At 60.3% G+C, this 20,758-nt stretch carries 17 protein-coding genes; 13 read left to right on the forward strand and 4 right to left on the reverse strand.

The window, feature by feature from the left end:
* Nucleotides 1-55: 55 nt before the first annotated feature.
* From HMPREF2875_RS10325 to HMPREF2875_RS10350, 6 genes are all read left to right on the forward strand, one after another.
* Nucleotides 56-1,504, forward strand: a complete 1,449-nt coding sequence (locus HMPREF2875_RS10325; protein ID WP_070672891.1) for a flavin-containing monooxygenase — start codon at nucleotides 56-58, stop codon at nucleotides 1,502-1,504.
* Nucleotides 1,505-1,518: 14 nt separating this feature from the next.
* Complete coding sequence (locus tag HMPREF2875_RS10330) at nucleotides 1,519-2,499, forward strand: alpha/beta hydrolase (protein ID WP_070672893.1); 981 nt, start codon at nucleotides 1,519-1,521, stop codon at nucleotides 2,497-2,499.
* A gap of 99 nt (nucleotides 2,500-2,598) precedes the next feature.
* A complete protein-coding gene (locus HMPREF2875_RS10335; protein WP_070672894.1) occupies nucleotides 2,599-3,930 on the forward strand; it encodes a YkvI family membrane protein in 1,332 nt (443 codons plus the stop codon).
* Between the two features lie 18 nt (nucleotides 3,931-3,948).
* A complete protein-coding gene (locus HMPREF2875_RS10340) occupies nucleotides 3,949-5,667 on the forward strand; it encodes a helix-turn-helix domain-containing protein (RefSeq protein WP_070672896.1) in 1,719 nt (572 codons plus the stop codon).
* A 117-nt stretch (nucleotides 5,668-5,784) separates the two neighbouring features.
* Nucleotides 5,785-6,903: an alcohol dehydrogenase catalytic domain-containing protein gene (locus HMPREF2875_RS10345; protein ID WP_070672898.1), complete on the forward strand. Its 1,119-nt coding sequence runs from the start codon at nucleotides 5,785-5,787 to the stop codon at nucleotides 6,901-6,903.
* Nucleotides 6,904-6,976: 73 nt separating this feature from the next.
* A complete protein-coding gene (locus tag HMPREF2875_RS10350; protein WP_070672899.1) occupies nucleotides 6,977-8,491 on the forward strand; it encodes a hypothetical protein in 1,515 nt (504 codons plus the stop codon).
* A 235-nt stretch (nucleotides 8,492-8,726) separates the two neighbouring features.
* Here the strand turns inward: HMPREF2875_RS10350 and HMPREF2875_RS10355 are convergent, their stop codons facing one another.
* Nucleotides 8,727-9,911 carry an acyl-CoA dehydrogenase family protein gene (locus tag HMPREF2875_RS10355; protein WP_070672901.1) on the reverse strand — a complete coding sequence of 395 codons (1,185 nt, stop codon included), beginning with the start codon at nucleotides 9,909-9,911 and terminating at the stop codon, nucleotides 8,727-8,729.
* An 82-nt stretch (nucleotides 9,912-9,993) separates the two neighbouring features.
* Between HMPREF2875_RS10355 and HMPREF2875_RS10360 the strand changes: the two genes are divergently transcribed.
* From HMPREF2875_RS10360 to HMPREF2875_RS10370, 3 genes are read left to right on the forward strand one after another with little or no spacing between them, the layout of a single operon-like run.
* Entirely contained in the window at nucleotides 9,994-10,404 is a 411-nt protein-coding gene (locus tag HMPREF2875_RS10360) for an acyl-CoA thioesterase (RefSeq protein ID WP_070672903.1), read from the forward strand.
* The gene (locus HMPREF2875_RS10365; RefSeq protein WP_371327570.1) at nucleotides 10,298-11,398 is read left to right on the forward strand and encodes an NAD(P)H-dependent flavin oxidoreductase; all 1,101 of its coding nucleotides are present in this window, start codon (nucleotides 10,298-10,300) and stop codon (nucleotides 11,396-11,398) included. The genes HMPREF2875_RS10360 and HMPREF2875_RS10365 overlap by 107 nt, the downstream gene beginning before the upstream one ends.
* Before the next feature lie 3 nt (nucleotides 11,399-11,401).
* The gene (locus tag HMPREF2875_RS10370) at nucleotides 11,402-12,202 is read left to right on the forward strand and encodes an enoyl-CoA hydratase-related protein (RefSeq protein WP_070672907.1); all 801 of its coding nucleotides are present in this window, start codon (nucleotides 11,402-11,404) and stop codon (nucleotides 12,200-12,202) included.
* 612 nt (nucleotides 12,203-12,814) lie between these two features.
* Here the strand turns inward: HMPREF2875_RS10370 and HMPREF2875_RS10375 are convergent.
* A complete protein-coding gene (locus tag HMPREF2875_RS10375; RefSeq protein ID WP_070672909.1) occupies nucleotides 12,815-13,555 on the reverse strand; it encodes a hypothetical protein in 741 nt (246 codons plus the stop codon).
* A 377-nt stretch (nucleotides 13,556-13,932) separates the two neighbouring features.
* On the opposite strand from HMPREF2875_RS10375, the gene HMPREF2875_RS10380 reads away from it, so the two are divergent.
* Complete coding sequence (locus HMPREF2875_RS10380; protein WP_070672911.1) at nucleotides 13,933-14,379, forward strand: MarR family winged helix-turn-helix transcriptional regulator; 447 nt, start codon at nucleotides 13,933-13,935, stop codon at nucleotides 14,377-14,379.
* Between the two features lie 25 nt (nucleotides 14,380-14,404).
* On the opposite strand, the gene HMPREF2875_RS10385 is transcribed toward HMPREF2875_RS10380, so the two are convergent.
* Together HMPREF2875_RS10385 and HMPREF2875_RS10390 are read right to left on the reverse strand one after the other, a co-directional pair.
* Nucleotides 14,405-15,640, reverse strand: coding sequence for a M20 family metallo-hydrolase (locus HMPREF2875_RS10385; protein ID WP_070672913.1), 1,236 nt, complete (start codon nucleotides 15,638-15,640; stop codon nucleotides 14,405-14,407).
* A 10-nt stretch (nucleotides 15,641-15,650) separates the two neighbouring features.
* On the reverse strand, nucleotides 15,651-17,240 hold the full coding sequence (locus tag HMPREF2875_RS10390; RefSeq protein ID WP_070672915.1) for an amidohydrolase: 1,590 nt from the start codon (nucleotides 17,238-17,240) through the stop codon (nucleotides 15,651-15,653).
* A 99-nt stretch (nucleotides 17,241-17,339) separates the two neighbouring features.
* On the opposite strand from HMPREF2875_RS10390, the gene HMPREF2875_RS10395 reads away from it, so the two are divergent.
* From HMPREF2875_RS10395 to HMPREF2875_RS10405, 3 genes are all read left to right on the forward strand, one after another.
* Nucleotides 17,340-18,470: a PucR family transcriptional regulator gene (locus HMPREF2875_RS10395; RefSeq protein ID WP_070672917.1), complete on the forward strand. Its 1,131-nt coding sequence runs from the start codon at nucleotides 17,340-17,342 to the stop codon at nucleotides 18,468-18,470.
* A gap of 144 nt (nucleotides 18,471-18,614) precedes the next feature.
* Nucleotides 18,615-19,970, forward strand: a complete 1,356-nt coding sequence (locus tag HMPREF2875_RS10400; protein ID WP_070672919.1) for an MFS transporter — start codon at nucleotides 18,615-18,617, stop codon at nucleotides 19,968-19,970.
* 50 nt (nucleotides 19,971-20,020) lie between these two features.
* The gene (locus tag HMPREF2875_RS10405) at nucleotides 20,021-20,629 is read left to right on the forward strand and encodes a cation efflux transmembrane domain-containing protein (protein ID WP_070672920.1); all 609 of its coding nucleotides are present in this window, start codon (nucleotides 20,021-20,023) and stop codon (nucleotides 20,627-20,629) included.
* Nucleotides 20,630-20,758 lie beyond the last annotated feature (129 nt).

A 20,758-nucleotide genomic window follows, 5' to 3' on the forward strand; every position in this document is an offset into this window, starting at 1 on the left:
ATGCCGTTGGAGGCAACGGCCTCCCCCACTACAACGACTTAAGGAGTCACACACCATGAAGATCTACGATTGCATCATCCTCGGCACCGGCTACGGCGGACTGGGCATGGGCGCCCAGCTGGTCCGCGACGAGCAGAAGGACTTCCTCATCCTCGAGGCAGCCGACGAGGTCGGCGGCGTCTGGCGCGACAACACCTACCCGGGCGCTGCCTGCGATACCCAGGCTCTCATCTACTGCTACTCCTACTTCCTCAACCTCGGTGTTTCCCGCATGTTCGCCGGTCAGGACGAGATGCAGGGCTACCTCAAGGCACTTGCCGAGGAGTTCAACCTCTACGATCACATCAAGTTCAACCACCGCATCACCAACGCTGCGTGGAAGGAAGACCTCAAGGCTTGGGAGATCGAAGCCAACGGTGAAACCTACTACGGCCGCGTTTTCGTCGGTGCGTGGGGCCAGCTCTCCAAGCCCAAGGTTCCGAACTTCCCGAACCGCGAGGCATTCCAGGGCGTACAGTTCCACTCCGCTGAGTGGAACCACGACGTCGACCTGAACGGCAAGAAGGTTGCCGTCATCGGTAACGCGGCTTCCGCTGTCCAGCTGGTTCCGGAGGTAGCAAAGGTTGCGGAGAAGCTCTCCGTGTTTCAGCGCTCCGCCAACTACATCCTGCCGCGCAACCAGGTCATCTTCACCGAGGAAGAGACCAAGGAGTTCCAGGAGAACCCGGATTCCTACCGCGCCATCCGCCAGGAGATCCACGATGTCCGCGAAGAAGGTTTCGACCGCACCCGCAAGGGCACCGATTCCGCTGCCGAGGGTGTCGAGCAGGCCATGGAGCACCTGCGTTCCCAGGTCGATGACCCGGAGCTGGTGGAGAAGCTCACCCCAACCTTCGCCTTCGGCTGCAAGCGCATCCTGCGCTCCGATGACTTCTACCCCACCTTCAACCGTGACAACGTAGAGCTCATCACCGCTGGCATCGAAAAGTTCACCGAGACCGGCATCCGTACCGACGACGGTGCGGAGCATGATTTCGACGTGGTCATCTACGCCACCGGCTTCCACTCCCAGGAGTTCCAGGGTGACCTGCCGATTGCTGGCCGCGATGGCGTCGATCTGCGCGAGCGCTGGGGCAACTCCCCGGAGGCCTACCTGGGCATGTCCGTGGATGGTTTCCCGAACTTCTTCATGCTCTACGGCCCGAACACCAACCTCAACCACCACTCCGTGGTGGCCATGCTCGAAGCACAGGACCGCTACATCTCCCAGGCCGTTGCGTACCTGCGCGAGAACCCGGAGGCAGCCCTCGACGTGAAGAAGAACGTCATCGACGAGTTCAACACCCGTATCCAGAAGGAACTTGAGGCATCTGCGTTCTCCGCTGACTGCTCCTCCTGGTACAAGAACGAGGAAGGCCGCGTTATCAACAACTGGTCCGGCAACGTTGCTGAGTACTACGAGCTCACCGACGAGCTCGAGCTCAACGACTACGAGCTGGTCTAGGAGGTAGTTTCACAATGCACACGCTGCACGACGAATATTCCGGGCGTCCCGTCGCTGAGGATGCGTGGAAGGCGCTGAAACCTTTCCGCGATGGTGGAGCGAAGTCCTTCCACAATTTCCCCATCCCGCAGGTGCGTGAGAACTACGTAGCCTCAGCCCACACCAACCCGCTCCATGAGGAGAAGGTACCCGCAACCACGGATTTCCAGGTCGACGAGTTCCAGGTTCGCCTCTACGATCCCCGCCCGGAGGAGGAGCGCGGCCAGGACACCCCTGCAGTGCTCTACATGCACGGCGGCGGCTGGCTTATGGGAAACCTGGAGACCCACCACTCCTCGGTACGCCGTATCGCGGTGCTGACCGGTCTCCCGGTCGTCGCGGTGGATTATCGCCTCGCCCCGGAGCACACCTACCCGGCGGCTATCGACGATTGCCGCGCCGCCTACCGCTGGCTGTCCAACCCGGAGGCTGAGCACGGACTGACCGTGACCTCCATCGCGGTCGCCGGCGACTCGGCCGGCGGCCAGCTGGCTGCCACGTTGGCGAATGAGTTCGCGGTGCTTGATGACGTCGCCAAGCTCAGCGCCCAAATCCTCCTCTACCCGATCACGGATTGCTCCCGTGAGCGCACCGAGAACGGTGCTTCCTACAAGCGCTTGGAGGAAGGCTTCCCGCTGGCGTCGGACACCATGCGCTGGTTCATCGATACCTTCGTCACGGAGGAATCCCAGCGCACCGCCACGGATCTCTCCCCACTGTTGCTGGAAGAGCTACCGGAGGGCCTGCCCCCGTCACTCGTCATCACGGTGGACAACGATCCGCTGGCGGATGAGGGCATCGAGTATGCCGGCAAGCTGGCCAAGGCTGGTGTGGATGTCACGCACAAGCACCTCGTGGGATACCACCACGGCTTGTTTACTTCCGCCGCCATCATTGACCGCGGCGAAGAAGAGCTCGCTGGAATCGCTGAGTTCATCAAGGCGGTGACGAGCTAGCAGCCACCACTGACCCACGGGGCAGGCTCCCATTTTTTAAAGGCAGCCTGCCCCGTTCGCATAAGCAAAAGTTTCAATCCTTTAACAGTTAGGTTTATCATGCTCAAGCGCTCATTCGGCATCGCGATGGCCTTTATCGGCGTGCTCGCAGGTGCGTCCTTTGCCTCGGGACGCGAGGCCCTCCAGTACTTCGTTGCCTTCGGCAACATGGGTGTTGTCGGCGCCATCGTCACAGCCCTCGCCATGACTATTTCCGGCATCACCATTCTTCAATTAGGTTCTTATCACCGCGCCAAGGAGCACACCTCCGTGTTCAATGCGGTGTCCACCCCCATCGTGTCGAAGATCCTCGATGTCGCCACGCTGACCTGTCTCTTCTGCATCGGCTTTGCCATGTTTGCCGGCGCCGGCACCAACCTCAATCAACAGTGGGGCTGGCCGGTATGGATCGGCGCGATCCTCATGCTGGTCCTCACGTTGCTGACTGGTCGGCTTGACGTGGACAAGGTGACTATCGCCATCGGCGCTATCACCCCGTTCATCATCGTCCTGCTGACCATCGGCACCGTCTACACCGTGTTGACGTCCAACCCTGATTGGTCGCATCTCAACGAGCAGGCGCAGAACATTCCCACCACGCTTCCGAATTGGTGGGTCTCCGCTATCAACAACTTGGGCCTGAACGTCATCGTGGTGGTCTCCATGATGATCGTCATCGGCGGCAACTTCCTCGATGCCAAGGAAGTGGGCTACGGTGGCATTCTCGGCGGCCTGTGCTTCCTGTTCCTGCTGGCAGTCCTAGTCGGCGGCCTCTACGTTTCCGTGGGCCCGATCACTGAGGCCGAAATGCCGACTTTGGCCATGATTGAGCAGATCCATCCATGGCTTGGCTTTGCCATGTCCGTTGCTATCTACGGCATGATTTATAACACCGCCATCGGCATGTTCTACGCCTTTGCTAAGCGCCTGACCCGTGGCAAGCCACAGCACTTCTACAAGGTCTACGTCATCTCCGTGCTCATCGGCTTCGTCCTTTCCTTCATTGGCTTCTCCAACCTCATCGGCTGGGTCTACCCGATTCTGGGCTACATGGGCATCGCCATCATGTTCATCATCGGCTTTGCGTGGCTGAAGAACCGCGAGGATCTGCAGTCTGAAGCAGACCTACGCCGCCGTGCACGCGAGCTGCTCAAGAAGCGCTTTGAGAATGACAACCACCTCTCCGACGAAGAGATGCAGGAGCTCACCGCCATCGCCCGCAATTCCTCCATCCCCGAGTCTGACTTCATTAGGGAAATCATGACCGAGGTCGATTCCGGGGACCTTCCCGAAGAAATGCAGATCGGTGACGGAAAGCTGCACGCACTCATTACGGGTAAGCCCATCCCGCGTGCGAACAAGCCCGGTCCGCGTACCAAGAAGAAGGTCTAACCCTAATAAGCTGTAGGCATGTCTCTCCTCGGCCCCGTCCTCTCCCACCTTGCCAGCGGCACCCGTGTCCCCGACGAGCTGCGCGAGCAACTGGCGGCCGAGGAGCTTAGCGCGCTGCGGGCTGTGGAAGAGACTATGCGCGCCAATCACACGTGGCGGGTGATGTCGACGAAGCTTCTCGACGTCTCCCACATGCTCAACGCTGGTCGCGATTCGACAGATATCCTCCAGGCTATTGTGCGGCATGCGCGCAGCACTATCGGTACGGACGTGGGCTACCTTAGCCTCAATGATGAGGACACCGGCTTCACCAAGGTGCTGGCGACCAGCGGTGTCGTGACCGAGGAATTCCGCACCATCAACATGCCGATGGGTTCGGGAATTCTCGGCATTGTGGCCGCTACCAACCGCCCAGCATGGACCTATGATCATTCGGCCGATCCTGATGTCACGCATGTGGATTACGTGGATCGCGCAGTGGAAGCCGAAGGCATTCGGGGCATCCTCGGGGCCCCGATTCGCATAGGTGGGAAAACCATCGGAGCGCTCCTCGTGGGCGACCGGCACCCACGCCACTACACGCACGAGGAAATCGCAGCACTGGAGGTGCTCGGCTCTATCACCTCCGTGGCGCTGGAAAATGCCCAAGTCATTGAGAGCCAGGGCGAATCCGTTGCGGAGCTAACCCGCTCGCAGATAGCGCTGAGCCGACACATCGAAGAGCTGCAGTGGCTCAATGAGGTAAACACACATCTGCTCCATGTGCTCATGAACAACGCCAGCTTCGAGGAACTCGAACGCGTGCTGGCTAAGAGCCTTGACGCGCCAGTAACGCTGTGGACCACAGAAGACGCCCCGGAAACTCCCCCGGCCAGCACGTTCCCCGTGGAGTTTAATGGCCGTGAACTGGGCACAATCGGTGTGGACAAAGAGCTAAGTGATACCGAACTCCGCGTCATCAGCCATGCCTCCGCCGCGTTTACCTCCATCGCATTGTTCGCCGAAGCGCTTGTCGACGCCACCGCGCGCAAAGTCGACGACCTCGTCTACGCCGTAGCGCTGGGCAACGCTGGACGCGAGGAAATAGCCCGCCTACGCCACCTCACGGGCATCAGCCTCACGGCATCAACTCAGCTCTATTTCCTCGGTTTAAACTCCGAGAAGGGCCTGCCCACCCGCCCGCAGCTAGAGCACCTCCTACCCGGTCATGCCGCCATCACTCATCATGACCAACACGTGTGCGTGCTGTATCAGCCTGAAAGGGCCATCGATAAGGCTCTTGCTTCTTTACTTGAAACCTATCCTGACCTGGCTGTATCGGCCATTGGTTTTAGCGGGGTGGATTCTGCACGCAGCGCCCACGATTCGGCTATGGCCTACCTTGACTCTGCCATCGCGCTCAGCCTGCGCGGACAGCTCGTCACTGAATCGACCCTGGGCACAGTGGGACTCATCTTGGGAGCAGACCCGCATGCCCTCGAGCTGCTCTCGACGCACACCATTGCCCCACTCCTTCGCTACGACGAAGAGAATTCCACCGAGCTCGCCAGCACTGCTCACCAGTACCTGTTGTCCGGCCACAGCATCCCGCAGACTGCGCGCATCATGTTCATTCACCCCAATACCGTGCGCCAGCGCTTGGACCGGATTGTGTCGCTGATGGGTGAGGACTGGGCCGTCGGCCAGCGCGGTCTCGACGTGTTCCTTGCACTGCGTGCCCATTCCCTACGTGGATAGATCAATCCACATCAACTTCGCACTACGGTGTAGTTTCCCACATGTCATTGTGCCTTCCACGCCGAGCTAGTGACGTAGATTTCGAGACATTAGCTCATCCCACGTTTGGAGGTAACCATGTCTGACACTCTCACCATTCGCGGCGCCGTCTTGGAGCGCTCTGGCGACGAGCGCCCCTACGCCGATTCGAAGCCCATCACTGTGAGCGAACTTGAGCTCACCGGCCCCGGCGAGGGCGAGATTCTGGTGAAGATCACCGCAGCCGGCCTGTGCCACTCTGACCTTTCCGTGGTCAACAACAACCGCCCACGCCCGCTTCCGATGCTGCTGGGGCACGAGTCCGCTGGCATTGTCGAGGAAGTCGGCCCTGGTGTCACCAACGTCAAGGTAGGTGACCACGTCGTCATGACCTTCCTGCCTCGCTGTGGCGAGTGCGCTGGTTGTAAGACCGACGGCAAGATGCCGTGTGAGGTTGGCTCCAAGACCAACAACGAAGGCACCCTGATTCGCGGAACCCGCCACCTCACCCGCAACGGCGAGACCATCCAGCACCACCTCGGTGTCTCTGGCTTCGCTACGCACGCAGTTGTCTCCGAACTGTCTGTTGTGCCCGTCGGCTCCGACGTCCCAGCGGACATCGCCGCCATCCTTGGCTGCGCCATCCTCACCGGCGGCGGCGCCATCCTCAACGAGATCGATCCGCAGCCGGAGGACAGCATTGCGGTCGTCGGCCTCGGTGGTGTGGGCATGGCCGCCATCATCACTGCTGCTGCGCTCGGTGTGAAGGAGATCGTCGGCATCGACATGCAGAAGGATAAGTGCGAGAAGGCCATCGAGATCGGCGCTACCTCTGCCATGACCCCGCAGGAGGCAGAAGAGTCCGGTAAGAAGTTCACTGCTGTGGTTGAGGCCGCCGGCCACCCGAAGGCACTAGAGACTGCCTACAAGGTCACCGCGCCAGGCGGCTTAACCGTGACCGTGGGTCTGCCGGCACCGGGCTCCACCATCACTATCGACGCGCTGGTGATGACCGCCGAGGCACGCCGCGTGCACGGCTGCTACCTGGGCTCCTCCGTTCCGTCAAAGGATATCCCGAAGTACGAGCAACTGTGGCGCGAAGGCAAGCTCAACGCTGAGGCCCTCATCTCTGACCACATCAAGCTCGAGGACATCAACACCGCAATGGACCGCCTCTCCGATGGCGTGGCCCTACGCCAGATCATCGAGTTCGACTAAATCCTCCCTCCCCACTCCTTCAGAGCCCCGCGCCGTCGCGCGCGGGGCTCTAGCCCTTTGAAAGGAGGCCACTATGGCCACAATTAACGAAGCCGCCGAACCCGAAGAACAGGGCATCGGCAAAGCCTCTCCGCACTGGAAGATGGGGCCCTTTGATGTCCGTCTTCCCTTCGTTCACTACCGCATGGAGTGGCCCGACTTCGCACAAGGTCTTTTCATGTGCGTGGTCGATCTGGGTGCTATCCCATTGATGACTGAGGCCCTTGACATGCCCTACGAGGCAGCGTTGGCCGTGGTTATCCTCAATGGTCTGCTCTACCTCACCCACCACCTGCTCGGTGACCCTGTCATTCCTGGCTGGATCACCCCGGCTATTCCACTGCTAACCGTGTACATACAGACCTTCCCGGAGGGCGAGCAGCGCGTCTGGGCGCTCATTAGTTTCCAGCTCATGCTGGGCATATTCTCCTTAACACTGGGCGCAACAGGATTAGCCTCGAAGGTCGTTCGCCTTATTCCATCCGGCCTGCGAGCGGGAATCGTGTTGGGCGCCGGTATTGCCGCCATTATCTCGGTGTTTAAGGACGACGGCCGCTTCCACTCCTTCCCCATCACCATCACCATTGCAGTGGCCGTGGCCTTCTTCCTCATGTACTCCCGTGGATTCCAGTCCCTGCGGCAGAAGGCCGCCGGTTGGCGTTTCCTAGCATCCCTCGGCATCCTGCCGGCCATCTTCATCGCGGTCTTCGTCGCGCCCCTCGCCGGTGAGGCTCCCTGGCCGGACGTGGAGTGGGGCTTCTCCAAGCCGGACTTCATCACGCTGTGGTCCGAGTACACCGTCTTCGGTGTGGGCCTGCCCCCAGCGCACATGTTCCTCACCGCTATCCCCACGGTACTCGCCGCCTACATCGTCGTCTTCGGTGACGTCCTGCAGGCCAACGCTGTGCTCAAGGAAGCTGACCATGTGCGTACTGATGAAGCCGTGGTCTACAGTCCTTCCCGCGCCCATCTTCTCTTTGGTGGCCGCAACATTCTGATGTCCATCATTGGCCCCGATGTCGCCATGTGTGGTCCGCTGTGGGCCGCCATGCACGTGGTTATTGTAGAGCGCTACAAGCAGGGCAAGCGCGCTATGCGCTCGATCTTCGGTGGTGCAGGATCCTTCCGTTGGGGTACCAACGTGGGCCTTCTCCTGCTGCCCATTACTTCTTTCGTCGAACCCATCCTGCCGGTGGGCCTGGCGCTGACTCTCATCATCCAGGGCTTCGTATCTGTGCGCGTGGGCATCATGGAGGCTAAGAACCAGAAGGATCTCGGCATTGCAGGCGTTACTGCTGGTGTCCTCGCTACCCAAGGCGCAGCCTGGGGCTTTGCCGCCGGCATCATCATGGTCTTGGTTATCTACGGCAAGGACTTGTTCAAGGACGAGCGCGACGGCACCATTCGTAACTTCGACGAAATCGATCCGGATGAAGGCTTCGCCGATGCCCAGGCGGACTTCACGGAGCTGGCCGAGCTCAACGATGTGGATGTCGATGGCCGCCCCATCGATCCCAACGCCCCGAAGCCGAAGGACAAGAGGAGCTAGCCAGCGCACCCTAGCGGACAGCAGGTTCGCAGCACTCCTCGTTTCCGCTGTTTTTAGATGGTCCCTTTACTTTGGTCCCACATCAGAGTGAAGGGACCATCTTTCCCTGTTTTCTGGCGCACAAATGGTCCCCCATCTGGGATGAAGGACCAAAGTAGAAGGACCACACTGTTGGGACCATTTACCAAACCTGCAGGAACCACCTTTCATGGTTCAACAGCCCAGACCCGACCAACTAACTAAACGCCTGCTCCCCCGTCAGCACGCGGCCCAAAATCAGCGTGTGGATCTCATCCGTGCCCTCGTAGGTCCGCACAGATTCCAGGTTCGCAGCATGGCGCAGCGGCGAGTAGTCCGTGGTGATGCCGTTGCCGCCGAGGATGGTGCGGGCCTCCCGGCAAATCTCGATGGCCGTGCGGCAATTGGCCAGCTTGCCCACGGAAATCTGATAAGGCTCCAGCGTGCCAGCATCCTTGGCACGGCCAAGCCGCAGCGCGAGCAGCTGGCCCTTGTTGAGCTCCACAGCCATGTCAACGAGCTTCTTCTGCGTCAGCTGAAAGGACGCCAAGGAGCGGTCAAATTGTGTGCGCTCCTTCGCGTAGGCCAGGGCGGCTTCGAGTGAATCACGCGCCGCGCCCAACGCACCGAAGCTGATGCCGAAGCGGGCTTCGTTAAGGCACATGAACGGCCCCTTCAGACCAGGATGCTTGGGCAGCAGTGCATCAGCGGGCAAGGTAACCCCTTCCAGTTCAATATCGCACTGAATGGACGCGCGCATGGACAGTTTGTTCGTAATCGGAGTTGCGGTAAACCCCGGTGTGGACGTCGGCACGATGAAGCCGCGCACGCCGGGCTCCATGCCGGCAGCGGCAGCGTCTTCCTCAGCCACCTTGGCCCAGATGATGGCTACTGTGGCCACGCTCGCCAGGCCAATCCAGCGCTTGGCGCCATCGAGTACCCACTCGCCCGAGCGGTAGCGCGCCACCGTCGCCATGCCCGCCGGGTCCGAACCCGCGGTCGGCTCCGTTAGCCCAAAGCAACCAATGACGTCACCTGCAGCCATCTTGGGAAGCCACTCCTGCTTCTGTTCTTCGGAGCCATGCTTGTGAATCGCAGACATCGCCAGCGAGCCCTGCACCGACACCACCGTGCGCAGGCCCGAATCGCCGGCCTCTAATTCCTGCATGGCCAGCCCATACTCCACCGCAGAGCGCGCGGCGCAGCCGTAGCCCTCGAGGTGCATGCCAAACAGTCCGGCCTCCGCGAGTACCGGGAAGATGGTTTCTGGCAAGACGGCATCCTCGTACCACTGGGCAATGTGGGGTCGGATGTGCTCGTTGACCAGCGCAGCCACCCGATCCCGCGTGGCCTTTTCCTCATCGGTCAACAGGGATTCAATGCCTAGCAGATCCGTTGTCATGGCACTCTCCTCTCGATTAGCGTTACGAACCACAATTCGTATGTATAGTGATACGCAACACTTTACCTTTCAAGGAGGATGAATGCGCGCCCCCGACAACGCCATACCGGTAACTCTCGCCCTAAGGTGGTCCGACCAGGACGCGAATGCCCACGTCAACAACGCCACGATGGTCACCCTTATCGAGGAAGCTCGTGTTCGCGCCGCGAAGGATCTCACCGGGCCTTTCTCCACGGATACCTACGCTCACGTGGTCCGTTCGCTCGAGGTGGTCTATGACGCCGAGCTCACCTATACCGATTCCATCGAGGCGCGCGTGTGGGTCTCACGCATTGGAAATACGTCCTACCAGGTCTCCCACGAGCTCATCCAGGAAGGGAAGTCCTGTGTCTTTGCCACGGCGACGCTGGTGCTTATCGACGTCTCACAGCGCCGCCCTATCCCCCTCCCCGAGGACCTCACTAAGCGCATGCGCGCCCATTATTCCGAATAGCCATTCACCTAAGGAGTTAGACATGATTTCCACCCGTGTTACTGACATGCTCGGCATCTCACACCCCATCGTCCAAGGCGGCATGCAGTGGGTCGGCCGCGCCGAGCTCGCCGCCGCAGTATCCAATGCCGGCGGCCTCGGCGTCATCACCGCACTGACCCAGCCCACCCCAGAAGATCTGCGTCAGGAGATCCGCCGCGCCCGCGAACTTACCGACAAGCCTTTCGGCGTCAACCTCACCATGCTGCCGGCGATTACTCCGCCGCCTTACGCGGAATACCGCGACGTCATCATTGAAGAAGGCGTAAAGATTGCCGAAACCGCCGGCAATAATCCGAAGGACCATATGCCGGCCTTCAAGGACGCGGGCGTCACCGTTATTCACAAGTGCACCTCGGTGCGCCATGCGCTCAGCGCCCAGAAGGTCGGCGTCGACATCGTCAGCATCGATGGCTTCGAATGCGCCGGCCACCCCGGCGAAGATGACATTCCGGGCCTCGTCCTCATTCCGGCAGCTGCAGACCAGCTGGATATCCCCATCATCGCCTCCGGTGGCTTTGCTGATGGCCGCGGTTTGGCCGCGGCGCTCGCCTTGGGCGCAGAGGGCATCAACATGGGCACCCGCTTCGTTGCGTCCACCGAAGCGCCGGTGCATGAGAACGTCAAGCAGGCCATCGTGGAGCGCTCCGAGCTCGATACCCAACTCATTCTCCGCGAGCTGCGCAATTCCACCCGCGTGGCTAAGAACGCCGTCAGTGACGAGGTAGCCGAGCGCCTGGCCCAGGGGGCAGAGTTTGGCGATATCCGCCATCTCGTCGCCGGCAAGCGCGGCCGCGCGGTCTACGAAACCGGTGACCTGGATGCAGGTGTATGGACCTGTGGTACCTCGCAGGGACTTATCCACGACGTCGCCTCGTGTGCTGACATCGTCTCCCGCATCACTACCGATGCCGAGCACATCATCTCCTCCCTCACCACGCTTGTTAAGGACTAACCCATGACCGAAGCCATCCTGACCCGCCGTGAAGGTTCTGTCCTCATTGCCCAGATCAACAACTCTTCGCGCCGCAATGCCTTAGCCAAGGAGCACTGCGTGGCACTGTCTGCCGCGCTTTCCGACGCCTCACAGGACCCCTCCATCCGCGCCCTCATCATCACCGGTGATGAGACTGCCTTCTGTGCAGGCGCGGACATCGTGGCGGCGGCCCAGGCCGCGGCTGCAGCACAGCAATCGGGCGAGGCCTCCAACCCAGCCGAGTCGACGATGCTGCCGCAGCTCAATGCCCTCATCTCCGCGATTCAGACGGCTGAGGTGCCCGTCATTGCTGCCGTTGAGGGCGCTGCCGCCGGTGCCGGCGCCTCGCTGGCTTTTGCCTGCGATCTCATCGTGGCCGGCGAGGAATCTTATTTCACGCTGCCCTTTGGAAAAATTGGACTCATCCCCGACGGCGGTGTGAGCTTGACTGCTGTCGCCTCACTAGGCCGTCATCGTGCACTCGCGCTTTCCCTGCTGCAGGACAAGCTAGGGGTTGAGGAGGCCGCGGAGGCGGGAATCGTCGCTCAGCGCGCCCCTCAAGGCCAGGCACTGGAGACCGCACTCAAGGCAGTAGAGCGCCTGCACATCGCTCCGCGCGATGCCCTGGCCAAGGCCAAGGAGGCCATCAACCGCACCGCGCTGAGCCAACTCGACGAGCAGCTCACGTGGGAAGAGCCCACGCAGTACGCCCAGATGGCCTCTGCTGGTCACAACGAAGGTGTCATGGCCTTTCTGGAGAAGCGCCCAGCAAAGTTCGACTAGAAAAGACGTACAGTCGATTGCCAGGCTGATTCCATGGCGATGCCAGCACGGCCCGCCATACTCATTCTTGTGCGTTTGAGAGAGCGCATGCGAGAGAGAGAACCCCTCCTCCCTCCGGAGGGCGGCGTAAGCCGATACACGGAGGGACGTGATAGAGACGTCGACGAGCCCCCTATTCCCTGGGGGCTCGTCGACGTTTTCGACTCCTCATTCGCCTGACCTTAGGTCTGCCTTACCCCCGTCCCTAACCCCGGGGACAACTCCCCACACCTTTCTTTGTCGGCTTCGATAGCGCTAACCAGCACAATCGCTCTCACGCAGGAAACACACGGTACACACGCGCTACCCCTCCCAGTAACGAACGAGCATTTTGGATAAAAAAGTTGCATACTAAGTCTCGTGCGTTGGAGAGAACGCACACAGAGAGAGATAGAGAGACTTCAGCGCTCGTGGCCCCCTTTAGCGTGCGGCCCGGGCGCTGAAGTTTTGCTTCAGGCAACCCACCCTTCGCCCTTCACGTCGTGCCCCCCCCGGATCGACAAAAGCAAAAGCCCCCGCCTCAGTTCAATGAGGCAGGGGCGCAGGAACCTAGGAACCTAGGAGCTCCCTATTTTAGAAAGGGAGCTTGATGTTCAGGTTCAGGGTCTTGGCGATTACCGGGAAGGCAGCAGCAACAGCGGCCAGAACGCCGGCAACGATGCCGAAGATAGCCAGCGGGGTCGGCTTGCCGTCCTTGGAGGACAGAGCGTCGCGAGCGGAGCTCTTCTTGTCCTTAGACGGGGTCGGCTCAGCAGACTTGGACTCAGAAGGAGTAGTGGTTGCAGAAGCGGTCGTGGAGGAGTCAGAGGACTTGGTGGTGCTTGCAGACGAAGAAGCCTCAGAGGACTTGGAGGCGCTTGCAGACGAAGAAGCATCGGAGGACTTGGTGGTGCTTGCAGACGAAGTAGCCTCAGAGGACTTAGTAGCGGAAGTGCTCTCGGATGCCTTCGGCTCGGTGGTCTTCTTGGAGGTGGTGCCCGTCGGCGCCTCGGTCTTCTCGGAGGAGGATTCCGTCGGCTCGTCGGTCTTCTCAGACTCCTTCTCTGCAGACTCAGGAGCCTTGGCCTTGCCGCTTTCGACGTACTTCTCCATATCCGCCTTTGAGATCTCGGTATCGACTACTGCGCCCGCCTCGTCCTTTGAACCAGGAACAGGGACATAGTTTCCCTCAGAGTTCTTGTTATAGGTCACACCGTTGTAGACCAAGGTGTCAGACAGTGCAACGCCTTCGTTTGCGGCGAAAGCGACGGTGGTGCCACCAAGAACGAGGGCGCCGGACAGGGCAGCTGCAGCAAGAGTGCGCGAAATCTTCATGAGTATCTCCTATAGGGATTCGAATACTAGGGAGCCAAGATTTGACCGACACTAACGATAGTCACATTCATCTGTAGCTTCTAGAAATTTCCCTTTATACCCCCGTGAGCGAAAAAGAAAGAATGCTCAACCTACGCGCGTGGAACCGTAGAAAATTCGTGACTATCTGGCATTTTTGTTTAGCACCACTGACTGACAATGTCGCGTCGAAAAAATCTAAAAAGATTTCGTGGGCTACCCCCCATCGTGCGGTAGTCACTATGCCGGAGAGGTAGCGGAGAGTCAGGGAAACACCCTCAACGAGATAGAGCGCCTATTGAAATTCCTTATGGAAATCCGGTTGCGGCCACCAGTCCCCAACTCATACGCTTAGTCGCGTGGCTGATAACGAAAAGGTTTCGGAGACTATTGCGGAGTGGCGCAGGCTGGAGCGAGCCCGCGCGCGGTTTGATGCGGAAGCACGCCGAGAGCACGGCATTTCCGGTTCCCATCTCAATCTTCTTCGCCTCATCGATAAGAAAGGCCCCATCCCGATTCTGCAGCTGCGTAAGGAGTTGGGCTGGCAGCCAGCCACCATTGGTCAAGCGGTGAAGCGATTGGTGCGCGATGACCTCATTTCTATTGTCGAAGACCCTGCAGACCTTCGCCGCCGTCTGTGCGCCATCACCGAAGAAGGCCGTCGCTTCCTGCTCCATGTGCCACTCACCGGCCCGGCGCGTCTGCGCACCTATGAGGTCAGCGAAGAAGAGCTCGAGGCGATGAAGCGCGGCTTTGAGATCGCGCTAACCGCCTTCGGTTATGAGAACTGGAGTGATGTCGACTAGCCGCCCAGCTCTCGCTACCGCTTGTCTAATTTTCCCCGCAACCGGTGGTAACGAGGCGCTGCGCCACGTGAGTAAACACGTCGAGGCCCGCTAGGCAGTCGGCCTCAGTGGTGAACTCCTTTTCATTGTGAGAGATGCCGTCAACGGAGGGGATGAAGAGCATTACCGTTGGCACCATCTCCTTAAGGTTGGTCGAGTCATGGCCGGCCACCGTATAGATCTCCTGGTAGGGGTAGCCACGCTCCTCAACGACCTCGCGCGCCAACGCCACGCCAACGGCCGGGTAAGGGTTCAGAGCCCACTCGTGGGTCGGGGTCAGCTCCACTGAGGTGCGGGATTCTTGCTCCGCAGCAGAAATGATCTCTTGCAAGCGCTCGAAGGCAGCATCGAGAACCTCCGTGGAGGGTGAGCGCACGTCGATGTTAAAGCGCACCTCACGGGCAATCGTTACCGGTGAGTTTGGTTCCAGCGTGAGCTGGGAGACCGAAGCCTGCAGCTGCCCCTCCGGGAATTCGTGAGTAAGGCGCTCAACCTCCGCGATGATGAGAGAGGCACCGAAAAGGGCGTCCTTCCTATCGGCCATGAGCGTGGATCCCGTATGGCCTTGTTCACCGGAAACTACTGCCTGGAACTTCTTTGCTCCCCACGTGGCGGTGACCAATCCGATGGTATTGCCGTTGGCTTCGAGCTCTTTGCCTTGCTCGACATGGATCTCCGCGTAGGACGCGAGCTTGGGGGCTTCCCCGCGCGGGGCCCAGCCCGCGGCCTCCTGCGCTTCGGCGACAGTGACGCCGGCGAGGTCGGTGGCTGAGTGGGCGTCGGCAAGCGCGAGCGTTCCCGTGAATACGGAACTGCCCATCATGGACGGTGCGAAGCGTGAGCCTTCCTCATTGAACCAGTTGATGACCGTAAGGTTGTAGCGTGCGTCAACACCCGACTGGGCCACACGGCCCGCTGCATGTGCCGCCGCAAGCACGCCATAGGCGCCGTCGAAGCGGCCGGCCAAAGGTTGGGAATCCAAGTGCGACCCTAGGCCGACGAACGGAGCGCCGGGGTTGAGTTCAAAGAGTCCGTACTGGTTGCCAATCTCGTCATAGATAACACGTGCGCCGAGGGATTCGAGGACCTCGTGGAACCAGGCACGGTTAAGGTTATCGCCCTCGCTGGCGGCCTGGCGTTCCACGCCGCCGCCGGGGGTAGCGCCGTTGGCGGACATAGCCTGGAAATCGGCCAGAAATTGTTCGTTGGTGGTTTCTCGCATCAATATCTCCTTAGAAGCTTCCGTAGCGCAGCTCGCCGCCCACGATGGTGGCGGCCACGTCGATGGTGGATAGATCAGTAGTCAGTGGGTCCGCGGACAGCAACACGAAATCTGCAAGCTGTCCTGGAATAACCTGGCCTTTTCGGCCCGCCCAACCAGTTGCTGCGGCAGAGCCGGCGGTGTAGGCATAGAGCGCTTCGGCGGGCGTGAGGCGGTCGGCAGGGCCAAAGTCCTGGCCCGTCTCAGTGCGGCGTTCGATGGCTGCTTTCATAACGTCGAGCGGCACGCCGGGAGCCACGGGTTGATCGGAGCTGCCGGGGAGGATGAGGTCGGCGGCGAGAAGCCGCTTGCCCGGATAGCTCCATGCCGCGCGTTTCGGTCCCAGCGCCTTTGCCATCGCATCACCAAATGTCGAGATAAACAGCGGCTGCGGCACCACCACGATGGGTTGGCCGCGCAGGCGCTCAATCTGATCTGGGCGCACAATACCGCCGTGCTCAATGCGGTGCGGCATAGCCGGAATGCCATTTTTCTCCACGGCCATCTCTAGGGTCTCAATCGCAAAGTCCACGGCCGCATCCCCGATGGCATGAATCGCCAGGGACCAGCCAGAAGCCGCAGCCTTGAGGGCGCGCTCGCGCATCTGCTCAGGATCTCCCTGGAAGTAGCCGTGGTGCTGGCAGCAGGCATACTCTTCCGTCAGCGCAGCGGTGGTGCCGAGGATGGAGCCATCACTGAACATCTTGACAGGGCCAATCTGTAGCCATTCATCACCAAAGCCGGTGCGTAAACCACCATCGAGTCCCCATCCGGGCCCATCCGATTCATGGCCCTCAATCTTGTGGAGGACATCCATGGTCACCATGATCTGCATGCGCGTATGCAGCGTGGCGTTCTGGTAGGCCGCGATTTCACGCGGGCTGTGGCCGATCCAGCCACCCGCCACGCCGGCATCCGTCACTGAGGTGAGCCCGCGCTCGAGATAGCGGCGCGTGGCCAGCTCCAAGGCGCGCGCAATCTCCTCCCCGGATTCCGGAAGCGTGACGTTCTGAATGGCGCGCATGGCGTTTTCATCGACCAGTCCGGTGCAGTGGCCCTCATCATCGCGGACGAATTCACCGCCCTCCACCTCTGGCGGGTTGGCCGGGTCGATGCCCGCTGCACGCAAGGATGCAGTATTCACCGTGTAGGCATGCCCCGAATTGTGTTTGATGAGCAGTGGCTTGCCGTGTGTGGCGCGGTCCAGCTCCGCAATAGTCACCGCAGCATCCAGACCCGAGGGCCTAAAACCAGAGGCAATGATCCAGCCATCCGGGGTGGGCTCGGCACTGGTGAGGGCAGAGTAGACGTCGTCAGGCGTGGCGACCTGAGAGAGGTCCACCTCGAGCAGCGTTTGCCCAAACCACACGGTGTGCGAGTGCGCATCGTTAAATCCCGGGGTCAAGGTTCGCCCGCCGGCATCCCACGTCGTATCCGCAGGGAGAGCGCGTGCGGCATCATCCAGCGCGAGGATACGGCCGTGAGCAAAAGCCACTGCACTCGCCACTGGGTGGGCGGGGTCCTGGGTAAGAATGTGGGCGTTATCGATGAGCGTAATCATGAGACCTCCTTGTGTCGTTCACCACATACTAATGTGCGCCGTGACGCGTGCCGCAAGGGTAGGGCGTTGTCCTACCCTCAGCGGTGTAAGGTTGTGCATATGCACGAGGAGCGGTGGCGTGAGATTGTCACGGAGGTTCATAGCGATATCCCCCGATTGGTGGAGGAATTCCTTGCCGCTTTCACCGCGACTGGCCGCTATGGCAATTCGCTTGTGAGCGAGGATGAGCTGCGGCTGACAGCCTTCGAGGTGTTCGCCCGGATTACAGAAGTGCTGGTGGGCACCATGAACAAGTCAGAATTACGTACCCATGCGCAGAATCTGGGTCGGCGGCGCGCGCGGCAGGGAGTGGAGTTGGCCTCGCTTATCGACGCCATCCAGCTCGACTTCGACATCCTCTGGACCCGCCTGCGTGCCGCCGCCGGAGCGAATCAATCCACCCTCATCGAACACGTGGCCCACCTGCATTCCGTTGTGACGTTGTACAACCTCATGGTGCGCGATGCTTACCGCGTGGAGGAAGCCCGCGGCCAGCACGACGTGCGCCTGGCCCACGCGCGCCACTTGGAGCGCCTCCTCGCCGCCGACGACCTTGACCCCCTCGGCGTCACCGAGATTGCCCGTGCCCTCGACGTGGACACAGATACCCACTTCCACGTCGTCATCGCACACCCCACCGCCGCCGTGGAATTACGCGCGCTTCTCGACGTCCCCATCGCCTCCGGCACCGCCTTTGGCCACGGGACGCGCGGCATGTTCGTAGCCTTTTGGCCTGCAGGAACACCCGCAGGGTCCACTGTAAACCGAAACGAGCTTGCGGCAATCCCCGGCGTGCGCTTCCCCACAGTAAAGGGCCTGGCCGGCGTCCGCGCCGCCGCCCGCCAAGCCCCACGCCTCTTCGCCGCTGCCGGCATACTCCCCCGCCTCGTCGACGCATCCGATCTCCTCTGGGCCGTGGCCGGCGATGCCATTGCTGGCTTCGAAGCCAGTCCCATCGCCCAGGCCACGGAAGCCATCGCGGCACTGCGCAGTACCAACCCTCCGGTCTACGACACCCTCACGACCTACCTCGACACCGGCTCCATCAAAGACACCGCTGAAGCCCTCCACTGCCACCGCAACACGGTCATCAACCGCCTCCACCACGTCACCACAGCCACCGGCTTGGACGTCACCCAACCCAAAGGCGCGGCGCTGGTGCTTCTCTGCCTCTTTCGCGGCGCACCATAAGTACAAGGACTATGCAGGAGCACATTGTCTACTTCCAAAACCTGGGTTCCTGCACAGAAATTCCCCTCAACCCATTGCATAGAGGTGACGCAGATCTAATATCAGTGCGAACGGTCATCCAACTCACAAAAGGAGCCATTCGCCATGACCACGACTCAGCAACCCCTAGCATCCTCAGCACCGCCCAGTGCCGAGGAAATTCACGTTGAATCCAAAGATGTCTTCCGGATCGCCAGTTCCGCATTCGTTGGAACCGCACTGGAGTGGTACGACTTCTTCCTTTTCGGCACCGCCGCAGCCCTCGTATTTAACGAGCTTTTCTTCTCCGGCATGTCAGGAACCGGGGCAACCCTTGCCTCCCTTGCCACATTTGGTGTTGGCTTTCTTGCCCGGCCACTCGGCGCGATCATTTTCGGCCAGATTGGTGACAGGATGGGCCGCCGACCAGCGCTCATCATCTCCATCGTAGTTATTGGTATGGCAACCGGAGTTATCGGCCTTCTTCCAACCTACGGTTCAATCGGAATCTGGGCGCCCATAGCGCTCGTCACCCTGCGCCTACTTCAAGGAATCGCCGTCGGCGGTGAATGGGGCGGTGCCACCACCATGGCCATCGAACATGCGCCAGCCGAAAAGCGTGGCCGTTATGCCGCTTTTGTTCAGATCGGTTCACCTGCCGGCACCCTGATATCCTCCGGCGCTTTCGCCCTCGTCCTCATGCTCAACGACGATGCCGTCAGCGCTTGGGGATGGAGGATTCCCTTCCTCATAGCTTTCCCATTTCTTGGCATTGCACTGTGGATTCGTAGCAAAGCTGAAGAATCCCCAGTGTACAAGGCTCTTGAGGAAGAAGCAGAAGCCGATGAAGACGCCCAGAAGGGTTCCCTCAAGGAACTTTTCACCGAGCATTTCCCCCAGCTGTGCCTAGCCTCTGCAGCGGCTTTCCTGGGAATCGGCGGCTTCTTTGTCATGAGCACCTACGTCTTGTCATATGCCACAACGGCCCTCGATTTTGAGCGTCAAACTGTCGTCAATGCAACGCTTCTCGCTGCGGTCTGCCAGATCTTCGTCAACCTCATCTTCGGCCGCCTCGGCGAAAAGATTGGCCCTGGCCGAGTCATCGGATTCGGCGGCCTCGCCACAGCCCTCATGGCGTGGCCGCTGTGGGCAATGATCGATTCCGGCAACGTGATCCTTCTCACCCTCGCGGTATGCCTGGGGCTTTCCCTCGTCACGATTACGTATTCAGTATCAGGTGTCCTTCTTTCCGAGGTTTTCCCGGCCAATGTTCGTTACTCCGGCGTGGCCATCTCCGCGAATATCGCCTCTGCCATCTCGGGACTTCTCCCCTTCCTGGCCACAGCCATGAATGCATCTAACGAAACCCCGAGCTCGATTCCCGGCGTCATCATCCTTGCAGCAGTAGCACTAATCACTGCATTCGGAGGTTTCGTTGGTGAGAAGTACCGTCGCCACGATGATGTCGTCATCAAGGCCTAAGACAAGCCCGATGCGGGGCGACGAGGCCCGCCCCAGTAGGCTCGAGAGTTGTGTCTCAAGAGCTCTCATCGTCCACCTTGGATCAGCGCGCCCGCCGCATCGTCGCGTGGGTTGCAGCACTAAACCTCATTGGTTTCTTTGGCGAGTTCATCATTGCCTGCATCATCGGCTCGGCGTCGCTGTTTGCTGACGCAGCTGATTTCCTCGAAGACTTCCTCATTAACGCGCTGGTGCTCGCGGCACTGAGGTGGTCGGCGGAGGGGCGTCGAAAAGCGAGCTACGGCCTTGCAGGGCTGATTCTGATTCCTGCGTTGGCGTCGTTTGGCATGGCGATATGGAAAATTGTCAACGGTGCCGTGCCCGAGCCGCTTGCCCTGTCGGGCACCGCCATCGCAGCCATGGTCATCAACCTCGTGTGCGCGGTACTACTCATTCAGCTACGCCATGGAGGCGCTCTGACGCGCGGCGCATGGCTAGCGGCCCGCAATGACGTGGCCGCCAACATCCTCATTATCGGCGCGGGTCTTCTCATGATGGTGTGGGTAAGCCCCTGGCCGGACATCGTGGTGGGAATTCTCATTGGCGCTATCAACCTGCGCGCAGCAGCTGAGGTTTTTGAGCAAGCGCGCGCTGAGGATCCAGAAATCGAAGAGGACTAGACGACGTTAACTTCAGCATGTTTTAAGCAGAGAGTGTCAAAACTGCAATTTTGCTTGCACCTTGCGGCATGAAAAGTAACTTCCCAGCCGCTCTCTTTGAACCTTTTTTACCCCCTGATTGGGTTAAAC

Source organism: Corynebacterium sp. HMSC078H07 (assembly GCF_001812805.1).
In the GTDB taxonomy this organism is placed as follows: Bacteria; Actinomycetota; Actinomycetes; order Mycobacteriales; family Mycobacteriaceae; genus Corynebacterium.